This is a genomic window from Sphingomonas sp. 1F27F7B (genome assembly GCF_005503355.1).
GTDB lineage: Bacteria > Pseudomonadota > Alphaproteobacteria > Sphingomonadales > Sphingomonadaceae > Sphingomonas.
The window spans coordinates 34,976-52,608 of record NZ_SCMK01000021.1 but is presented as its reverse complement, the minus strand read 5'-3'; the positions used below and the strand labels follow the sequence as shown (position 1 = coordinate 52,608).

The following is a 17,633-nucleotide window of genomic DNA, read 5'->3' as shown; positions in this document are numbered from 1 at the left end:
ACGGATCGATGAAGGCCCTGACGCTGTCCGCCGTCGCATTGCTCGCGACGGTCTCCCCGGCGCTCGCCCAGGACTATGACGTGCTGATCCGCGGCGGCACGGTGTACGACGGCAGCGGCGCGCCGGGTCGCAGCGCCGATGTCGCGATCATGGGCGATCGCATCGTCGCGGTGGGGACGATCCCCGCCAGGGCGACCGCGAAGACGGTGGTCGACGCACGCGGCAAGATCGTGGCGCCGGGCTTCATCGATCCGCACTCGCACGCGGCGCCCAACATCCAGACGCCGGAACTCGCCGCCGCGCTGCCGATGCTCTACCAGGGCATCACCACGCTGTTCCTCAATCCGGACGGCGGCGGCCCGGCCGACCTGGCGCCGCAGATCGCCGACCTCAGGGCCAACATCCCCGGGGTCAACGTCGCTCCGATGATCGGCCACAATGCCGTCCGCGCGGCGGTAATGGGCAATGTCGATCGCCTCGCCACGGCCGAGGAACAGGCGAGGATGGAGGGGCTGGTCACCGCGGCGATGAAGCTGGGGGCGTTCGGCCTGTCCGACGGGCCCTTCTACATTCCGGCGAAATATTCGAACACGGCGGAAATCGTCGGCCTCGCCAAGGCCGCGGCGGCCTTTCCGCATGCCTTTTACGAAAGCCATATCCGCGACGAGGGCAATTACGACATCGGCGTCGTCGCGGCAGTGAAAGAGGTGATCACCGTCGCGCGGGAGGCCAGGCTTCCCGGCGTCGTGACTCACATCAAGGTGCTGGGGCCGCAGGTCTGGGGCAAGTCAGCCGAAGTGATCGCGCATATCGACAAGGCGCGCGCCGAGGGCGTGCAGGTCTGGGCCGATCAATATCCCTATACCGCCTCGGGATCGAGCCTGATGGCCTCGCTGGTTCCCGGCTGGGCGCAGGAAGGCGGGGCGGAGGCGCTGGCCAGGCGGCTCGAGGATCCGGCGATGCGCGCGCGGATCCGCGCCGAGATGGCGCCCAACCTGGCGCGCCGTGCCGGGCCGCATGCGATCCAGATCCGCCACTACCAGGCGGATCCCTCGCTTGACGGCAAGCGGCTCGACGAAGTCGCCGCGCAGATGAAGCTGGAACCGCTCGACGCCGCGATCGAGATGCTCAAACGGGGCGGCGCCCCCACCGTGTCGTTCAACATGAGCGACAACGACGTCGAGGCGTTCATGCGGCAGGGCTGGACGATGACGTCGACGGACGGCGGCCTGCCGCCCTTCGGCCGGACCGCGGAGCATCCGCGTGCCTATGGCGCCTTTCCGCGCAAGCTGCGCCGCTATGTGCTCGACAAGCCGGTGATCGGCATGGCCCAGGCGATCCACGCGGCCACCGGCCTGCCGGCCCGGGTCTTCGCGATCACCGATCGCGGCACGCTGGGCAAGGGCGCCTTTGCCGATGTGATCGTCTTCGATCCGGCGACGGTGCGCGACACGGCGACCTATGAGAAGCCCCATGCCTATGCCCAGGGCATGGACTATGTCTTCGTCAACGGCCAGGCCGCGCTGGCACACGGCAAGCCCGTAGCCGCGCGGTTCGGCAGAGTGCTGCTGCGCACGCCCTGATCCGTCGGCGTGGCGGCAGGGCGGCTTCAGGCGATGATCAGCTTCACCCCCGCCTGCTCGATCATCCGGGCATGCGCATCGCCGATCGCGGCATCGGTCACGATCACGTCGAGCTCGTCCAGCCCGCACACCACCGAGCCGGAGGGGGCCGTGAACTTGGAGCTGTCGACCAGCAGCGCGACCCATTCGGCGCGGTCGATCATCTGGCGTTCGGCGGCGGCGAGGACTACATCCGCCTGCATCACGCCTTGCGCGCCGAGGAACGCCGCGCCCATGAACAGGCGCGGGGCATGGACGCGCGGCATGCATTCCTCGCCGCCGATGCCCAGGATGATGTTCTGCTCGCGGAACACCGATCCGCCGGGCACGGCGATGCGGGTGCCGGCCTGGGGCAGCAGCGCGCTCACCACGTGGAGCGAGTTGGTGAGCACCTGGAGGTTGAGGCCGGCCAGGTGGCGGCACATCTGCAGCGTGGTCGAGCCGCCGTCGATGATAATCGATTCGCCCGGCTGGCAGAGCGCGGCGGCGGCACGGCCGATCGCTTCCTTCTGCTTGCGGTTGCGATCGATATTCTCGTGGAACGGGACGCCGGCCAGCGACTGGACATCGGTGCGCTCGCCCGCCTCGTCCTCGACGAGCCGCGCCCCGCCGCGCACGCGCTGGATCACGCCCTTGCCCTCCAGCCGGTCGAGATCGCGGCGCAGCGTGGCCGGCGAAGCGGGGATCGTCGCCTCGAGATTCTTGAACGATACGAAGCCGGTTTTCCCGATCAGATCGAGGATCAGGCTATCGCGCTCTTCGACATGCATTTCCGGTGGAGCCCCAAATTTCCTGGGGCTTTGTGCCGGGCAAATCCTCCGAAATCAATCTTTTCCGCTCAAACGATGCCAGCGCCGAGCCCGACCGTCGTCCGCTCCTGTGCCTTGCGCGCCCGCCAGCCGCTGTCTCGGTACGCGATGATCGCATCGATCGCCCCGCCATTCTCCATCCGCGCCATGGCGAGGATCGGCGAGACGTCGGTGCGATAGGCCTTTCTCAGCGTGAGGAAGGCCAGCATCGTGTCATTGGCCTCCTGTGCCGCGGCGAGCGCCGCGCGATCGACCAGGCTCGCCTTGGCGAAGGCGCCCGCGATCGCCTCGGCCGAGGAGATCATGCTCTCGATCGGATCGGTGACGTTGTGCGACTGGTCGATCATATAGGCTGGATCGAATCCGTCGCGCGGGTTCAGCTCGGCCTCGATCAGCTCGTTGAAGACGAGGAAGAGCTGGTGCGGGTTGATCGATCCGCTGTCGAGATCGTCGTCGCCATATTTGCTGTCGTTGAAGTGGAAGCCGCCGAGCTTGCCGAAGCGGTGGAGCCGGGCAACGATCTGCTCGATGTTCACATTGGGCGCGTGGTGGCCGAGATCGACCAGGCATTTGGCCTTGGGCCCCAGTTCCTGCGCGGCGAGGATCGACGAGCCCCAGTCCGAGATCACGGTGGAGTAGAAGGCCGGCTCGAACATCTTGTGCTCGAGCAGCATGCGCCAATCCTCGGGCAGCGCGGCATAGACCTGGGCCGCCGCTTCCAGATAGCGGTCGAGCGACTTGGCGAGGTCCTGCTGGCCGGGGAAGTTGGTGCCGTCGCCCACCCAGACGGTGAGCGCGCTGGCGCCGAGTTGCCGGCCGATCTCGATGCACTCGATATTATGCTCGACCGCCTGGGTGCGGACCCCGGCATCGCCGGCCGAGAGGCTGCCGTCGCGATAGCTGAGCTTCTGGCCGGGCTGGTCCTGGAAGGTGTTCGAGTTGATCGCGTCGAAGCCCAGGCCGAGCGCGGCGGCCTCGTCGCGCAGCGCGGCATAGTCGCGCACCTTGTCCCAGGGGAAATGCGGGCTGACGCGCGGCGTGACGGTGGAGAGTTGGTGGATGATCGCGCAATCGGCAAGCTTCTCGTGGATGGTGGTGGGCTCGCCCGGGATCGGGAACTTGGCGAAGCGCGTGCCGCCGCGCCCGGCGCCCCAGCTCGGCACCGCCACCGAGAAGCCGGCGACGCGCGCCTTCACTGCCTCGATATCGATCCCGCGGCGGGCGAGCGCGCGGCCCAGGCTGTCATATTCGTCGCGCAGCGCTTCCACCCGCGCCGCATTGTGGCTTTCGATCTGGTCGACCGAAAGCGGCAGTTCCTTCGCCATTGCACCCTCTTGTTCTTATCGGGGGAAAGCCTGCGCGTTCCCGGCATCCACATTGACGATGTTGCCCGTCGATTTGGAAGAGGCTTCGGAGGCGAAGAAATGCACCGCCTCCGCCACGTCCTCGGGCAGCACGTCGCGCTTGAGCATCGAGCGGTTGCGGTAATGCTCTTCCAGCTCCGATCCGGGATCGATGCCGTGCGCGCCGGCGCGTTCCTTGCGCCAGTCGCCGTCCCAGATCCGCGAGCCCTTGATCACTGCGTCCGGATTGACCGTGTTGACGCGGATGCCGTGCGGGGCCCCCTCCAGCGCCAGGCACCGGGCGAGGTGCAGCGACGCGGCCTTGGCCGAGGCATAGGCGGAGGCGTTGACTGCCGCGGCCAGCGCATTCTTCGAGCCGATGAACACGATCGATCCGCCGCCGACCGCGCGCATCAGCGGGAAGGCGGCACGGGCGCTGAGGAAATAGCCTTCGGTCAGCACGTCGTAGTTGCGGCGCCACAGCGCGACGCTGGTCTCCTCCACCGAAGCGGAAGAAGCGATGCCGGCATTGGCGACCAGGATGTCGAGCCCGCCGAACTCGCGGGTGCACGCCTCGAACGCAGCGGCGACCTGCCGCTCGTCGGTGACGTCGCAGGTCTCGGCGCGGACCACGTCCTTGCCGAAGGTCTGGGCCATCTCGGCGCGGACCCGCTCGGCCGCCTCGGCGTCGCGGTCGACCAGCATCACGCAGGCGCCGTCCTGGAGGAGGCGCCGCACGGTGGCCGCGCCGATGCCCCCGGCACCGCCGCTCACCAGTGCGATGCGGCCGACCAGCGGCCTGGGCTTGGGCATGCGCTGCAGCTTGGCTTCCTCGAGCGCCCAATATTCGATGCCGTACGCTTCCTTCTCGGGCAGGCCGATATAATCGCCGATCGCCTCGGCGCCGCGCATCACGTTGATCGCGTTGCCATAGAATTCGCCGGCCAGGCGCGCGGTGGTCTTGTCGGCGGCGAAGGTGATGCGGCCGATGCCGGGGATCAGCACCACCACTGGATTGGGGTCGCGCATCGCCGGATCGCCGGGCTCGGCGCAGCGCTGATAATAGGCGGCATAGTCCTGGCGATACGCCTCCAGCGCCTCGGCCAGATAGGCCTCGTCGTCGAGTCGGGCAGGATCGAGCGTAAGCGGCGCGATCTTGGTGCGCAGGAAGTGATCGGGGCACGAGGTGCCGATCGCGGCCAGCCGGGCGAAATCGCGGCTGCCGGCGAATTCCAGCGTCTCGGGATCGTCGGAGAAATGGCCGATCTTGCCGCGTGCGCCGCGCATCAGGCCGCGCAGCCGGGGCATCAGCGCGGCGGCAAGGACGGCGCGGTCATCGGCAGCGAGGGGCGGGACCACTTCGCCGCCGAACGCCGGGCCCCGGGCCAGGCGCTCGTTGAGATAGGCAGCCGCGTCCGCGATCAGCGCGATCGTGTTGTCGTAACAGGCCTTGGCGGTGTCGCCCCAGCAGATGATGCCATGGCCCTCCAGCATCGCGCCGCGCAGGTTCGGGCTCTCGGCGGCGAGCTTGCGGAGCTGCAGGCCCAGCTCGAAGCCCGGGCGCTTCCAGGGCAGCCAGCCGATCGCGCCGCCCCAGATCGCATCGGTGGCGGCCTTGCCTTCGCTCGATGCGGCCAGTGCGATGATCGCGTCGGGATGGACGTGGTCGACATGCGCATAGGGCAGATAGCCGTGCAGCGGCGTGTCGATCGACGCCGCGCGCGCGTTCAGGTTGAACGTGCAGTGCGGCAGGTACGCAACCATCTCGTCCTCGAACGCCACGCCGCGATAGCGCGATTCGAGGGCGAGCAGCTTGTCGAGATAGAGGGTGGCGAAACCATCGAGCTTCATCGAGCCGATATCGCCGCCCGAACCCTTCACCCACAGCACCGATGCCGGCGCGCCGCTGAGCGGATCGGCCATCTCGAGCTTCGCCGAAGTGTTGCCGCCGCCGAAATTGGTGACGGTCAGGTCCGAGCCGAGCAGGTTCGACCGGTAGAGCAGCAGCCCCTCCGGGGACATGTCGGCCGCCTCCACATCCGACCAGCGGTTACGCGGCACGGCAAACGGAATGGCGGACACCGCCCGGCGCACTCTTGTCTCGTCTTCAAGCATCCGGAATTACTCTCCCCCAGCGCCCCGTTCGGCGCGAGCTTCTCTATCAAGGTGTCTAGCCAGATACAATCAACTTCGCTAAATATCAATCATAACAAATTGGGGAGGCAGCATTGGGTGATGGGCTGAGCGTGGTGCTCGATTTGGGTAAGACCTTGTCGAAGCTCAGTCTCTGGGATGCGTCGGGGGCCATGCTGGCCCGGCGGACGCGGCCCAATGACCGGCCGGTGGCGGTGCTGGGCGGCGAGAGCGTTCGGGCGCTCGATGCGGCCGGGATCGAGGCGTGGGCCGAGGCGGTGCTGCGCGAGTTCGTCGGGCTCGGGCGTGTGGCGCGGATCATCCCCGTGGGGCACGGCGCCGCTGCCGCGATCGTGCGCGACGGGGCGCTGGCGGCGCCGCCGCTCGATTATGAGCAGGCGATTCCGGCCGAGTGCGCTGCCGTCTATCATCGCCAGCGGGATCCCTTTGCCCGCACCGGCTCGCCCGCGCTGCCCGATGGGCTCAACCTCGGGCTGCAGCTGCATTTCCTCGAGTCGCTCGATCCGGCGCTGCTGCGCGGCGACGCGACGATCCTGCCCTGGCCGCAATATTGGGCATGGCGATTCTCGGGCGTCGCGGCATCCGAAGTGACGAGCCTGGGCTGCCACAGCGATCTCTGGTGCCCCGCTTCGGGCGAACCGTCCGCGCTTGCCGAGCGACGGGGCTGGGCAGCCCGGCTCGCGCCGCTCCGCCGCGCCGGCGAGGCGATCGGCACGATCAGCGCCGAATGGGTCGAGCGCACCGGCCTGCCGACCGATGTCGCGGTGCATTGCGGACTCCACGATTCGAACGCCGCCCTGCTCGCGGCGCGGGGCTTTGCCGATATTGCCGAGCACGAGGCGACGGTGCTCTCGACCGGCACCTGGTTCGTCGCGATGCGGACGCCGGGCAAGGGTGCGCGCGTCGACCTGGCGGGATTGCCGGAGACGCGCGACTGCCTGGTGAACGTCGATGCCCATGGCACCCCGATCCCCTCGGCCCGGTTCATGGGTGGGCGTGAGATCGAGCTGCTGACCGGGATCGATACGCGGCGCGTCGACATCAATCCCGATCAGCCGGCGATCATCGCGGCGCTGCCCGGCGTCGTGGCGAGCGGGGCAATGGTGCTGCCGACGCTGACGCCCGGGGTCGGGCCGTTCCCGGGCGGCGCGACGCGCTGGATCAACCGGCCGACCGAATCGATGGGCCTGCGCGCGGCAGTCTGCCTCTATGCCGCGCTGGTCGCCGACGCGATGCTCGACCTGATCGGGGCGGGCGAGCGCGTGCTGGTGGAGGGGCGGTTCGGCGAGGCGCAGGCCTTTGTCCGCACGCTGGCCACGCTTCGGCCGGACCTGCACGTCTTCGTCTCCAACGAGCACAACGACGTGTCCTATGGAGCCTTGCGCCTGATCGATCCGGCGCTGGCACCGCCCTCGGCGCTCATCCGGGTAGCGCCGCTCGATTGCGATCTCGCCGGCTATGCCGCGCGCTGGCGGCGCCTGGCGACGGGCAGCAGCGAGGCGGCATGAAGGCGGCGTCGATCTCCGATTATCGCGCACTGGCGCGGCGCAGGCTGCCGCGCTTCCTGTTCGAATATATCGATGGCGGCTCCTATGCCGAGGTGACGCTGGGCCGGAACGTCGCCGATCTCGAGGCGGTGGCGCTGCGCCAGCGGGTGCTGCGCGACATTTCCGCGATCGACCTGTCGACGAGCCTGTTCGGGCAGAAGCTGGCGATGCCGGTCGCGCTGGGGCCGGTCGGGCTGGCGGGGCTCAATGCACGGCGCGGCGAAGTACAGGCGGCGCTGGCGGCGGAGGCGGCTGGCATTCCCTTCACCCTGTCGACCGTTTCGGCCTGCCCGCTCGCCGAAGTCGCGGGAGCGGTGGCCACGCCGCCCTGGTTCCAGCTCTACATGATCCGCGACCGCGGCTTCATGATCGACCTGATGGAGCAGGCGAGCGCGGCGGGCTGTCCGGTGCTGGTCTTCACGGTCGACATGCCGGTGCCGGGCACGCGCTACCGCGACTATCGCTCCGGCCTTGCCGGCGCGCCGGGGCTGGGCGGATCGCTGCGGCGGTTCGGACAGGCGCTGACGCATCCGGGCTGGGCCTGGGACGTGGGGCTGCGCGGGCGGCCCCACCATCTCGGCAATGTCGCACCGGTGCTGGCCGGCAAGACCGGGCTCAACGACTTCTTCGCCTGGATGCGCGACAATTTCGATCCGGCGATCGGCTGGGACGACCTGGATTTCGTCCGCAAGCATTGGAAGGGCCCGATCCTGCTCAAGGGTATCCTCGATCCGGAAGATGCCCGCGAGGCGGCGGCGCGGGGCGTGGAGGGCGTGATCGTCTCCAACCATGGCGGCCGGCAGCTCGACGGCGTGCCGTCGACTGCCCGCGCGTTGCCGGCGATCGCCGATGCGGTGGGGGACCGGCTGACATTGCTGGCCGATGGCGGAATCCGGTCGGGGCTCGACGTGGTGCGGATGCTCGCGCTCGGCGCCAGGGGCGTGCTGCTCGGCCGCGCCTGGGCCTGGGCGCTGGCTGGCGGGGGCCAGGCGGGCGTCGCGCATGTGCTGCGGCTGCTGGCGGCCGAGATGCGCGTCGCCATGGGACTGACCGGTGTGACGCGCATCGACCAGATCGACGAAAAGATAATCGCGGGGAGGGAGTAATATGGGCGGAAATCCGCTGATTGGCGTTTTGTTTCATTGGTTTGGCGGGCTTTCCTCCGCCAGCTTCTATGTTCCCTATCGCCGCATCCGGGCTTGGTCCTGGGAGATATTCTGGCTGGTCGGCGGCGTCTTCTCCTGGCTGATCGCGCCCTGGCTGTTCGCGTCGATCCAGACGCACGACCTGCTCGGCGTGCTGGCGCGGACTCCGAGCAGCACCTGGTTCTGGTGCTGGTTCTGGGGGGCGATGTGGGGTTTTGGCGGGCTCACCTTCGGGCTGACCATGCGCTATCTCGGCCTTTCCCTCGGCATGGCGGTGGCGCTCGGCCTCACCACGGTGATCGGCACCATGGGGCCCCCGATCTTCCGCGGCACGCTGGGCGAACTCGCTGGCACGCCGAGCGGGCAGATGACCTTTGTCGGCATCGTCATCACCCTGGCCGGCATCCTGGTCGTGGCCGCCGCGGGACGCCGCAAGGAGCGCGAGATGGCCGGCGAAGCCGCGCGGCAGAGCGTCAGCGAGTTCAACCTGCCCAAGGGCCTCGCCATCGCGATCTTCTCGGGCATCATGTCGGGCTGCTTCGCCTGGGGGCTCGATGCCGGTGCGCCGATCCGCGCGGCGACCGTCGCGGCGGGGACCGACCCGCTGTGGCAGGGGCTGCCGGTGCTGTGCGTCGTGCTGCTGGGCGGCTTCACCACCAACTTCGTCTGGTGCGGCTGGCTGATCCTGCGCAACCGGTCGGCGGGGCAGATCGTCGGCGCCGCCGCTTCGGGCGAAAGGCCGCCGCTGCTGCGCAACTATCTGCTGGCCGCGCTGGGCGGCACGCTCTGGTATTTCCAGTTCTTCTTCTACACGATGGGCGAGAGCCAGATGGGGAAATACGGCTTCTCCTCCTGGACCCTGCACATGGCGAGCATCATCCTGTTCTCCACGCTCTGGGGCTTCGCGCTCAAGGAATGGGCGGGGGTGCGCGGCGGGACGCGGCTGCTGGTATGGGCCGGCATCGGCGCGCTGCTGCTCTCCACCGTGGTCATCGGCGTCGGCAATTATCTCGCGGCATGACCATGGCGAAGCGGCGCCCGCTGATCCTGGGCAATTGGAAGATGCACGGTGCGGGTCCCGACCTGACCGAGATCGGGCGAATCGACGCCGCCGTGCACGCGCTCGGCGTCGAGGCCGGGCTGATGCTGCCGGCGACGCTGATCGAGCGGGCGGCGCGGGTGGCGCGGACGCTGGCGATCGGGGGGCAGGATTGCCACCCGGCGGCCGGTGGCGCGCACACCGGCGCCGTCTCGGCGGCGATGCTGTGCGAGGCCGGGGCGACGCACATGCTGGCCGGGCATAGCGAGACGCGCGACGACGGGTTGAGCGTGGCGGCCAAGGCGCGCGCCGCGCAGGCGGCCGGGCTGGCGGTGGTGATCTGCATCGGCGAGTGCGAGCGCTCGGCTGATGCGCGCGCGCTGGTGGCGGCGCAGCTCCGCGCGTCGCTGCCGCCGGATCTCGACTGGTCGCGGGCCGCCATTGCCTATGAGCCGGTCTGGTGCATCGGCGGGAATGCAGTGCCGGACGAAGCGCATCTGGCCCGGATCTTCGAGATGCTGCGCGCCGAGGCGGGCGAGGCACGGCTGCTCTATGGCGGCGCCGTCGACGGCGGCAATGCGGCGGCGCTGTTGGCCCTGCCGGAGATCGACGGGCTGCTGGTCGGTCGCGCCAGCCGGTCGGTTGCCGATTTCCTGCCGGTGCTGGAGGCTGCGGCCGGCAGCTAGGGCGCGTCCGGGGAGCCCAAAAGTCGCAAAGGTCGCGCGAACCGGGCTTCTTCCGGGCGCTCGATCCTGACTCTCTCTTCGGAAGCGGCGCACATCTCGCAACATTCTTGCGTGTGCGGGATCCTATTTTTCCTACAGGTCAGAGAGCGGCCGGGACGGGCCCCGACCATGCGAGCCAAGCAGGCGAAATCCCTGCATTGTAACAAGGCGGGCCAAATAGTCGTCACCCCGGCCCCTTCGACCACGCGGGCGTCGTCGAAGGGGCCGGGGTGACGAAGTTGGTGGGTTAGTCGATCGGCTTGCTCACCGTGACCCGGATGTCCTTCTTCAGCCGGATATCGTCCGAGGCGCTGCCGGCCTGCAGCTGATAGGCCCCGGCGCGGGCCACCCAGTGATGCGTCGCGGCATCCCAATAGCCGAAGGCACGCGGATCGAGGCTGAGCTCGACTGTGCGGCTCTCGCCCGGTGCGAGCGCGACCTTGGCGAAGGCGGCGAGCTGCTTGATCGGCTCCTCGGGCGTGCGATCGGCACGCGCAACATAGAGCTGGACGACTTCCTTGCCCGCCAGCTCGCCGGTGTTGCGGATCGTGACGCGAACTTTCGCCACCGCACCGGGCGCCACCGTCGCAGGCGCGGCGAGGCCGGCATAGCCGAAGCTCGTATAGGACAGGCCATGGCCGAAGGCGAAGAGCGGCGCCACGCCGCGCGCCTCATAGCCGCGATAGCCGACCAGCAGCCCGTCGCTATACTTGGCCTTCATCTCGGTCAGCACCGTGGGATCGTCGCTGCTCTTCGCCGGGAATGTGACCGGCAGCTTGCCCGATGGATTGACCTTGCCGGTGAGGATGCCGGCGAGCGCCGCCGCGCCTTCCTGGCCGGGCAGCCACATGTCGAGGATGGCGGGCACGTCCTTCGCCCAGGGCATGGTCATCGCCGCGCCGGCATTGACCACCACCACGGTGGAGCGATTGGCCGCGGCCACCGCCGCGATCAGCTTGTCCTGATCGCCGGGCAAGTCGAAATTGGCGCGGTCATAGCCTTCGCCCTCGGTGAGTGAAGCCGAGCCGGCGACCACGATCGCGGCATCGGCGCGCTTCGCCGCCGCGATCGCCGCAGCGAAGTCCGGCCGGGGCAGGCGCACGCCGAACTTGAGCGCCTCATAGGGCGTCTGTCCGGTGACGTAGTCGAGCTGGATCGGATAGGCCTTGCCGCCCTCGAGCTGGACCTGGACGGTGCGCTGCGGAACCGGGAAGCCGATCACGTCGCGATTGTCCGGCTTGGCGGGCGTCGCCTTGTCGAGGATCGCCTTGCCGTCGAGCGTCAGCACGCCGCTGCCGGTGCCGCGCACGCTGAACTCATAGGTGCCGGTGGCCGGCGCGCGCAGCACGCCCGACCAGCGCATCGCCGCATAGCCGATCACCTTGGCGCTCGCGATATTGGCGCTGATCCGCTTGGTGAAATCGGTGGCGCGCTGGCGCTTCACCGGTTCGCCGCTGAAGTCTGCATTGGCGAAATAATCCGCCTGGAGCCCGGTCTCCCTGCTGTCGGCCGAGGGGCTGAACAGCGCGGGATCGGCGGTGGGCGGCGTCTCCTCGCTGTCGACGCCCTTTTCGTAGATCACTTCGACGCCGGGCAGCGCGGCGCGGATTGCTTCCAGCGGCGTCACCAGCTTGTCGAAGGGAGCGACGGCAGAGCTGCCGCCGCCCTGGATGCGGGCGATGTCGGCATTGGGGCCGATCACCGCGAGCCTGCCGATGCCGGGCTTGAGCGGCAGCACGCCGGCATTCTTGAGGAGCACGATCGCTTCCTCGGCCGCGGTGCGGGCGGCCGCGCGGTGGCGCTCGCCGCCGATCTCGCCCTTGGGCAGCGGCCCGTCGAGCGCGCCGCTGCGCACGATCAGCCGCACGATCCGCCGGGCATTGTCGTCAAGCTGCGCCTCGCTCACTTCGCCGGCCTTCACCGCGGCAAGCAGCTTCGCACCGAAATGCTGGGCGGGGCCGGGCATCTCGAGGTCGAGGCCGGCATTGACTGCCGGTGCGGTGCTGTGCGTCGCGCCCCAATCGGAGACGACGAAGCCGCGATATTTCCATTCCTTCTTGAGCAGATCGGTGAGCAGCCAGCGATTCTCGCTCGCATAGGTGCCGTTGATCTTGTTGTACGAGGCCATGACCGACCAGGGATCGGCCTGCTTCACCACCATCTCGAAGGCGGGAAGATAGATCTCGCGCAGTGTCCGCTCGTCGACGATCGAATCGACGAAGAAGCGGTTGGTCTCGTGATTGTTCGCGGCGAAGTGCTTGATCGAGACGCCGATGCCCTTGCCCTGCACGCCGGCGACATAGCCGAGGCCGAGCTTGCCGGCGAGCAGCGGATCTTCCGAATAGGTCTCGAAATTGCGGCCCCAGCGCGGGGTGCGGACGATGTTCACTGTCGGCGCGAGCAGCACCGAGGCGCCATAGCCGCGCGTTTCCTCGGCGATCGCCGCGCCCACGGCCTTCGCCACTTCGGGATTCCAGGTGGCGGCGATGGCGACGCCGACCGGGAACACGGTGGCGGGCTTGCCTTCGGGCGAGCGCACGCCGGTGGGGCCGTCGGTCACCTTGACGCCGGGGATGCCGAGCCGCGGGATCGATTGCAGCGTCATCGAGCTTTCGCCGGCGAGCAGCGACACCTTCTCCTCCAGCGTGAGCCGGTGCATTAGGTCTTCGACGCGCTTCTCCAGCGGAGCGCTCTTCTCACGATAGGTCATGCGTTCGTTCTGGGCCTGGGCGAGCGCGGGGGCGCTCGCAATCAACGCCGTCGCGGCGACGCAGGCAAGGAAATTGGCGCGAGTCATCATTTGATCGCGGCGAGATCGGCGGCGGTCTTGGCGAGGACCTCGTCGGTGAGCTTGCCGTCCGAATAGGCCTTGAGCTGGTTGAGGCTCAGCCCCTTGAACATGTCATATTGCGGCAGGCCGATCAGGCCGGGCAGGTTCTTGTCGATCGCGGCCTTGCCCTGGGCGTCGGCCACGATCTCCTGGATCGGCGTGTCCAGCGTGAACTTCGCCGCGGCGGCCGGCGCCGCCTGCGCGGGCGCGGGCGCCGGGGCCGGCGCGGTCTGGGCGAGGGCGGTGCCCGGCAGGGCGAGCAGGGCGGCGATCAGGAGCTTGTTCATCATCTTCATCCTTGGCTTGCGGTTTGGAGATCCAGCTCGGCGATCATCGCCTCGCGGATCAGATATTTCTGGACCTTGCCGGTCACGGTGGTGGGGAAGGCGTCGACGAAGCGGACGTAGCGAGGCACCTTGTAATGGGCGATGCGGCCGCGGCAGAAGGCGCGGACTTCCTCCTCGTCGCCCGACAAGCCGGCGCGCAGCCGGATCCAGGCGCAGAGTTCCTCGCCCATGCGATCGTCGGGCACGCCGACCACCGCCACGTCCTCCACTGCCGGATGGCCGTAGAGAAACTCCTCGATCTCGCGCGGATAGATGTTCTCGCCGCCGCGGATCACCATGTCCTTCAGCCGGCCGACGACATTGCCATAGCCGGCCGCGTCGATCACAGCGAGGTCGCCGGAATGCATCCAGCCCTCGGCGTCGAGCACCGCTGCGGTCTTTTCGGGCTCGTCCCAATAGCCGAGCATCACCGAATAGCCGCGGGTGCAGAGCTCGCCGGGCGTGCCGGCCGGCACGATTTCGCCCGCCTCGTCGACGATCTTGCATTCGAGGTGCGGCTGGACCCGGCCGATCGAGCCGATCCGGCGCTCGAAAGGATCGTCCACCGCGGTCTGGAAGCTGACCGGGCTGGTCTCGGTCATGCCATAGGCGATGGTGACCTGGGGCATGTGCAGCCGCTCGTTCACCGCGCGCATCAGCGGCTCGGGGCAGACCGCGCCGGCCATGGCCCCGGTGCGCAGCGAAGTGATGTCGAACCGCTCGAACTCGGGATGCGCGAGGACGGCGATGAACATGGTCGGCACGCCGTAGAGCGAAGTGCAGCGCTCGCGCTCGATCGCCGCCAGGGCCGCACCGGGATCGAAGCCGGCGGCCGGGTAGACCATGGTCGCGCCGTGCGTGAGCGCGGCGAGATTGCCCATCACCATGCCGAAGCAGTGATAGAGCGGCACCGGGATGCAGATGCGGTCCCCGGGCTGGAGGCGCTGCGCCAGGCCGACGAAATAGCCGTTGTTGAGGATGTTGCGGTGGCTGAGCGTCGCGCCCTTGGGCTGGCCGGTGGTGCCGCTGGTGAACTGGATGTTGATCGCGTCGCCGGCGCGCAGTTCCGGGCCGATCGCCTTCAGGCGCGCGCGGGCCGCCTCGTCGGCATGGGCGGCGACCTGGTCGAACGGGATCCAGCCCGGACGCGACGCGTCGCCGATACAGAGGATGCGGCGGAGCGCGGGCAGATCCGGCGCCAGCTCGGCGACCATCGCCGCATAGTCGCTCGTCTTGAAGCGATCGACGAAGACCAGGGCGGCGAGGCCGACCTTGGCCATGGTGAAGCTTGCCTCGCTGGTGCGATAGGCGGGGTTGATCGTGACCAGGATCAGCCCGGCGCGCGCGGCGGCGAACTGGGTGAGCGTCCATTCCACGCAATTGGGCGCCCAGATGCCGATCCGCTCGCCCGGCTCCAGCCCGAGCGCGAGCAGGCCGGCGGCGACTGCATCGGCCCGGGCGAGCAGTTCGGCGAAGGTCCAGCGGACATCCTGCTCGACTGCGACCAGTGCCTCGCGCTCGCCCCAGCGGGCGGCGGCCAGCGCCAGTGCCTCGCCGATCGTGTGCTCGATCAGCGGCGGCGCGTCGGCGCCCCGGACCAGGCTGGCGGCGAGGCTCATTGCTTCGCGCCGGGGGCGACGCAGGTGAAGTTGGCCGCCTCGTCGGTCGAGCCCTTGCCGGTCCAGCGCGCGACCTTGGGATAGGCGCACAGGGGACGGGTGCGGACCGGCTTGGCCGGGAAGCCGAGATAGCCGAACAGGTCGTTGTCGTATTTGGTGGCGATCATCGTCTCGGGCGCAGGGCCGCCCTGGCGCCATTTGTCGATCGTGCCGAGCGTATCGAGCACGTTCGGGCCGGGGCCGGCCAGGCAGTGCGACATGCCGGGGACCATGAACAGGCGCACCGAGTCCCGCGCGGCGGCGCCGACGCGCTTCTGCACGGCTTGATAATAGTCGATCGTGTTCTCCGGCGCGATCGCGGCGTCGTTCCAGCCATGATAGAGGATCAGCTTGCCGCCGCGCTTCAGGAACGGGCCGATGTCCGGATTGTCGCTGTCGAGCACCGGGGCGAGGCGGCGGGCCGCGGCATAGTCGCGCGCGACATCGAACGATGCCGGCTGCCACTCGGGGTTCGAATAGACCATGTTGCGGAAGAACTCGCCGGCGAAGATGCCGTGCTGGGCCTTGGGGCCGGTGAGCCACAGATCCCAGGCGCCGGGAACGGCCTCGGCACCGGGCATGTAGCCGGGGAAGAATTTGCGCCCCTTGCCGTCGAACGTACCGCGATACAGCGAGCGCGCCGCGGTGACCTGGCCGGCGGTGAGGCAGGAGGGGCCGTCGCCGGCCTTGCACTGGAGCACGACGGGATCGAAGCCGCACCGGCGCGGATCGTCGAGCACGCCGTCCTTCACGCCGTCCTTCGCATCGCACTGGGCGAGCGCGGCGTCCTGAAGCAGCTTGAGCTTCGCGTTGGGGATCATGGTCTCGGGCCGGGCGAACACGGCGCGGTCGGTAGCCATGAACGAGGTCATCAGCCGGCTCCAGGCATTGGCCGGCGCGCCCGCGACGATCGCGTCATAATCCTCGGGATAGCGCTGCGCCTCCATCAGCGCCTCGCGCCCGCCGTCCGAGCAGCCCTGGAAATAGGCGGCCTTGGGGGCATTGCCGTAATAGGCGGCGATGACGGCCTTGCCCACGCCGGAGGCGAGATGGTTGGCGCGATGGCCGAAATCGACGATCTTCTCGGGCTGGTTCAGTGCCCATTTGGCGTCGGTGTCGGCGGTGCCGACATGGCCCATATCGGTGCCCACCGTGGCATAGCCCTTGCCGAGCGCCCCCTGCATGGTCAGCTGGGGGAGCAGCATCGAGCCGCCATAGCCGCCATTGCCGGCGCCCAGCAGCTTGCCGTTCCAGGCAGTGGGTGCGGGCAACCACACCTCGACCTTGATCTCGGAGCGCGGCGTGGGGGCCAGCACCGCATAGACGCGGCAAAAACCTGCCTGGGCGGGGAGGCCGGGCGTGCCCTCCTTGGTGTTGACCATGCCGCCCTTGGCGACTTCCTCGGCCTTCACGACCTTGCCGTCCGCCAGCGCCATGCCGGTGAGCGCGGTGCAGGCGCCGGTGGGGGTGGTCGCCGCGAGAGGCTCGGGCGCGCCGCCCGAGACGAGCAGCGCGGTGGCGACGGCGCCCAGTGCGCCGAAATGGGCTATCCGGTTCATTTGTTGAGCAACCCCTTGGCCTGGAACCATTTCTGCGCGTGCTCGGGCCAGGCGTCGGACGCCTTGCCGCTTTTCGTGATGCCGAAGCCGTGGCCGCCCTTGGGGAAAGTGACCAGGGTCGCATCGGCGCCCGCCGCTTTCCAGGCATCGACCAGCCGGCCGGCTTCGGGGCGGACGATGGGATCGTCCTCGGCGACCATCGCGAGCAGCGGCGGGGCCTTGGCCGGGACGGTCAGCGGATTGCCGACCAGGCCGGGATACATGGCGACGACGAAGTCCGGGCGGCTGGCGGGCTTGGCGCCGAGCACCGTCCACATCGTCACCGCGCCGCCGGCCGAGAAGCCCATCATGCCGATGCGGTTCTGCTTCACGCCGAACTTGGCCGCATTGGCGCGGACATAGCGCATCGCTTCCTCGCCATCGGCGGTGGCGAGCGGGCGGAGCGGGACGATCGCGGCCTCGAGCGACTTGAAGTTCATCAGCCGGCGGATCAGCACCATGCCGAAATCGTCGCCGGTGGGGAGCAGGCGGTAGCGCAGCACGAAGGCAGTGATGCCCTGGCTGTTGAGCCACTTTGCGACGCCGTCGCCTTCATTGCCGATCGAAAGCAGGTGGAAGCCGCCACCCGGCGCGACGATCACCGCGGTGCCGTTGGCGATCTTCGGATCGGGGCGGAACACCGTGAGCGTAGGCTCGGAGACGTTGCGGGTGATCACGCCATACGGCTTCTTGTCGGCGGTGGTCTCCGCCTGCATCGGGCCCATCGAACCCGGCGCGCCGTTCGGCCAGAGCCGGATCGTCTCCTGGGCATGGGCGGTGACGCTGCCGGCGAACAGCGCGAACAGCGCCAGGATCCGGAAGAGGGTACGCATGGAC

Annotated in this window: 13 protein-coding genes; 5 read left to right on the top strand and 8 right to left on the bottom strand. The window is 68.9% G+C overall.

Annotated features, from left to right (window positions below; genetic code table 11):
- Nucleotides 1–8 precede the first annotated feature (8 nt).
- Nucleotides 9–1,583, top strand: a complete 1,575-nt coding sequence (locus tag FFS08_RS17745) for an N-acyl-D-amino-acid deacylase family protein (protein ID WP_137863065.1) — start codon at nucleotides 9–11, stop codon at nucleotides 1,581–1,583.
- A 26-nt stretch (nucleotides 1,584–1,609) separates the two neighbouring features.
- Here FFS08_RS17745 and FFS08_RS17740 read toward each other — a convergent pair whose 3' ends face one another.
- The 3 genes from FFS08_RS17740 to FFS08_RS17730 all read right to left on the bottom strand — a co-directional run bounded on the left by FFS08_RS17740 (nucleotide 1,610) and on the right by FFS08_RS17730 (nucleotide 5,889).
- The gene (locus FFS08_RS17740; RefSeq protein ID WP_137863064.1) at nucleotides 1,610–2,392 is read right to left on the bottom strand and encodes a DeoR/GlpR family DNA-binding transcription regulator; all 783 of its coding nucleotides are present in this window, start codon (nucleotides 2,390–2,392) and stop codon (nucleotides 1,610–1,612) included.
- Between the two features lie 68 nt (nucleotides 2,393–2,460).
- Nucleotides 2,461–3,756, bottom strand: a complete 1,296-nt coding sequence (rhaI, locus tag FFS08_RS17735; protein WP_137863063.1) for an L-rhamnose catabolism isomerase — start codon at nucleotides 3,754–3,756, stop codon at nucleotides 2,461–2,463.
- Between the two features lie 15 nt (nucleotides 3,757–3,771).
- Nucleotides 3,772–5,889, bottom strand: coding sequence for a bifunctional rhamnulose-1-phosphate aldolase/short-chain dehydrogenase (locus FFS08_RS17730; RefSeq protein WP_137863062.1), 2,118 nt, complete (start codon nucleotides 5,887–5,889; stop codon nucleotides 3,772–3,774).
- A 113-nt stretch (nucleotides 5,890–6,002) separates the two neighbouring features.
- On the opposite strand from FFS08_RS17730, the gene FFS08_RS17725 reads away from it, so the two are divergent.
- The 4 genes from FFS08_RS17725 to FFS08_RS17710 are packed head-to-tail and all read left to right on the top strand — an operon-like array spanning nucleotide 6,003 to nucleotide 10,345.
- Nucleotides 6,003–7,436: an FGGY-family carbohydrate kinase gene (locus tag FFS08_RS17725; RefSeq protein ID WP_137863061.1), complete on the top strand. Its 1,434-nt coding sequence runs from the start codon at nucleotides 6,003–6,005 to the stop codon at nucleotides 7,434–7,436.
- Nucleotides 7,433–8,581 (top strand): FMN-dependent L-lactate dehydrogenase LldD, encoded by a 1,149-nt coding sequence (gene lldD, locus FFS08_RS17720; RefSeq protein ID WP_137863060.1) that lies wholly within the window; start codon nucleotides 7,433–7,435, stop codon nucleotides 8,579–8,581. The genes FFS08_RS17725 and lldD overlap by 4 nt, the downstream gene beginning before the upstream one ends.
- A gap of 1 nt (nucleotide 8,582) precedes the next feature.
- A complete protein-coding gene (rhaT, locus tag FFS08_RS17715) occupies nucleotides 8,583–9,641 on the top strand; it encodes an L-rhamnose/proton symporter RhaT (protein ID WP_137863059.1) in 1,059 nt (352 codons plus the stop codon).
- Nucleotides 9,642–9,643: 2 nt separating this feature from the next.
- Nucleotides 9,644–10,345, top strand: coding sequence for a triose-phosphate isomerase family protein (locus FFS08_RS17710; protein ID WP_137863058.1), 702 nt, complete (start codon nucleotides 9,644–9,646; stop codon nucleotides 10,343–10,345).
- A 286-nt stretch (nucleotides 10,346–10,631) separates the two neighbouring features.
- Here the strand turns inward: FFS08_RS17710 and FFS08_RS17705 are convergent, their stop codons facing one another.
- From FFS08_RS17705 to FFS08_RS17685, 5 genes are read right to left on the bottom strand one after another with little or no spacing between them, the layout of a single operon-like run.
- Nucleotides 10,632–13,181 carry a beta-glucosidase gene (locus FFS08_RS17705; RefSeq protein WP_171012680.1) on the bottom strand — a complete coding sequence of 850 codons (2,550 nt, stop codon included), beginning with the start codon at nucleotides 13,179–13,181 and terminating at the stop codon, nucleotides 10,632–10,634.
- Nucleotides 13,181–13,501, bottom strand: a complete 321-nt coding sequence (locus FFS08_RS17700) for a hypothetical protein (protein ID WP_137863056.1) — start codon at nucleotides 13,499–13,501, stop codon at nucleotides 13,181–13,183. The genes FFS08_RS17705 and FFS08_RS17700 overlap by 1 nt, the downstream gene beginning before the upstream one ends.
- A gap of 5 nt (nucleotides 13,502–13,506) precedes the next feature.
- Nucleotides 13,507–15,159 (bottom strand): AMP-binding protein, encoded by a 1,653-nt coding sequence (locus tag FFS08_RS17695; RefSeq protein ID WP_137863055.1) that lies wholly within the window; start codon nucleotides 15,157–15,159, stop codon nucleotides 13,507–13,509.
- Nucleotides 15,156–16,757 (bottom strand): tannase/feruloyl esterase family alpha/beta hydrolase, encoded by a 1,602-nt coding sequence (locus FFS08_RS17690; RefSeq protein ID WP_171012679.1) that lies wholly within the window; start codon nucleotides 16,755–16,757, stop codon nucleotides 15,156–15,158. The genes FFS08_RS17695 and FFS08_RS17690 overlap by 4 nt, the downstream gene beginning before the upstream one ends.
- The gene (locus FFS08_RS17685; RefSeq protein WP_171012678.1) at nucleotides 16,754–17,629 is read right to left on the bottom strand and encodes an alpha/beta hydrolase; all 876 of its coding nucleotides are present in this window, start codon (nucleotides 17,627–17,629) and stop codon (nucleotides 16,754–16,756) included. Before FFS08_RS17685 ends, FFS08_RS17690 begins: the two co-directional genes overlap by 4 nt.
- Nucleotides 17,630–17,633 lie beyond the last annotated feature (4 nt).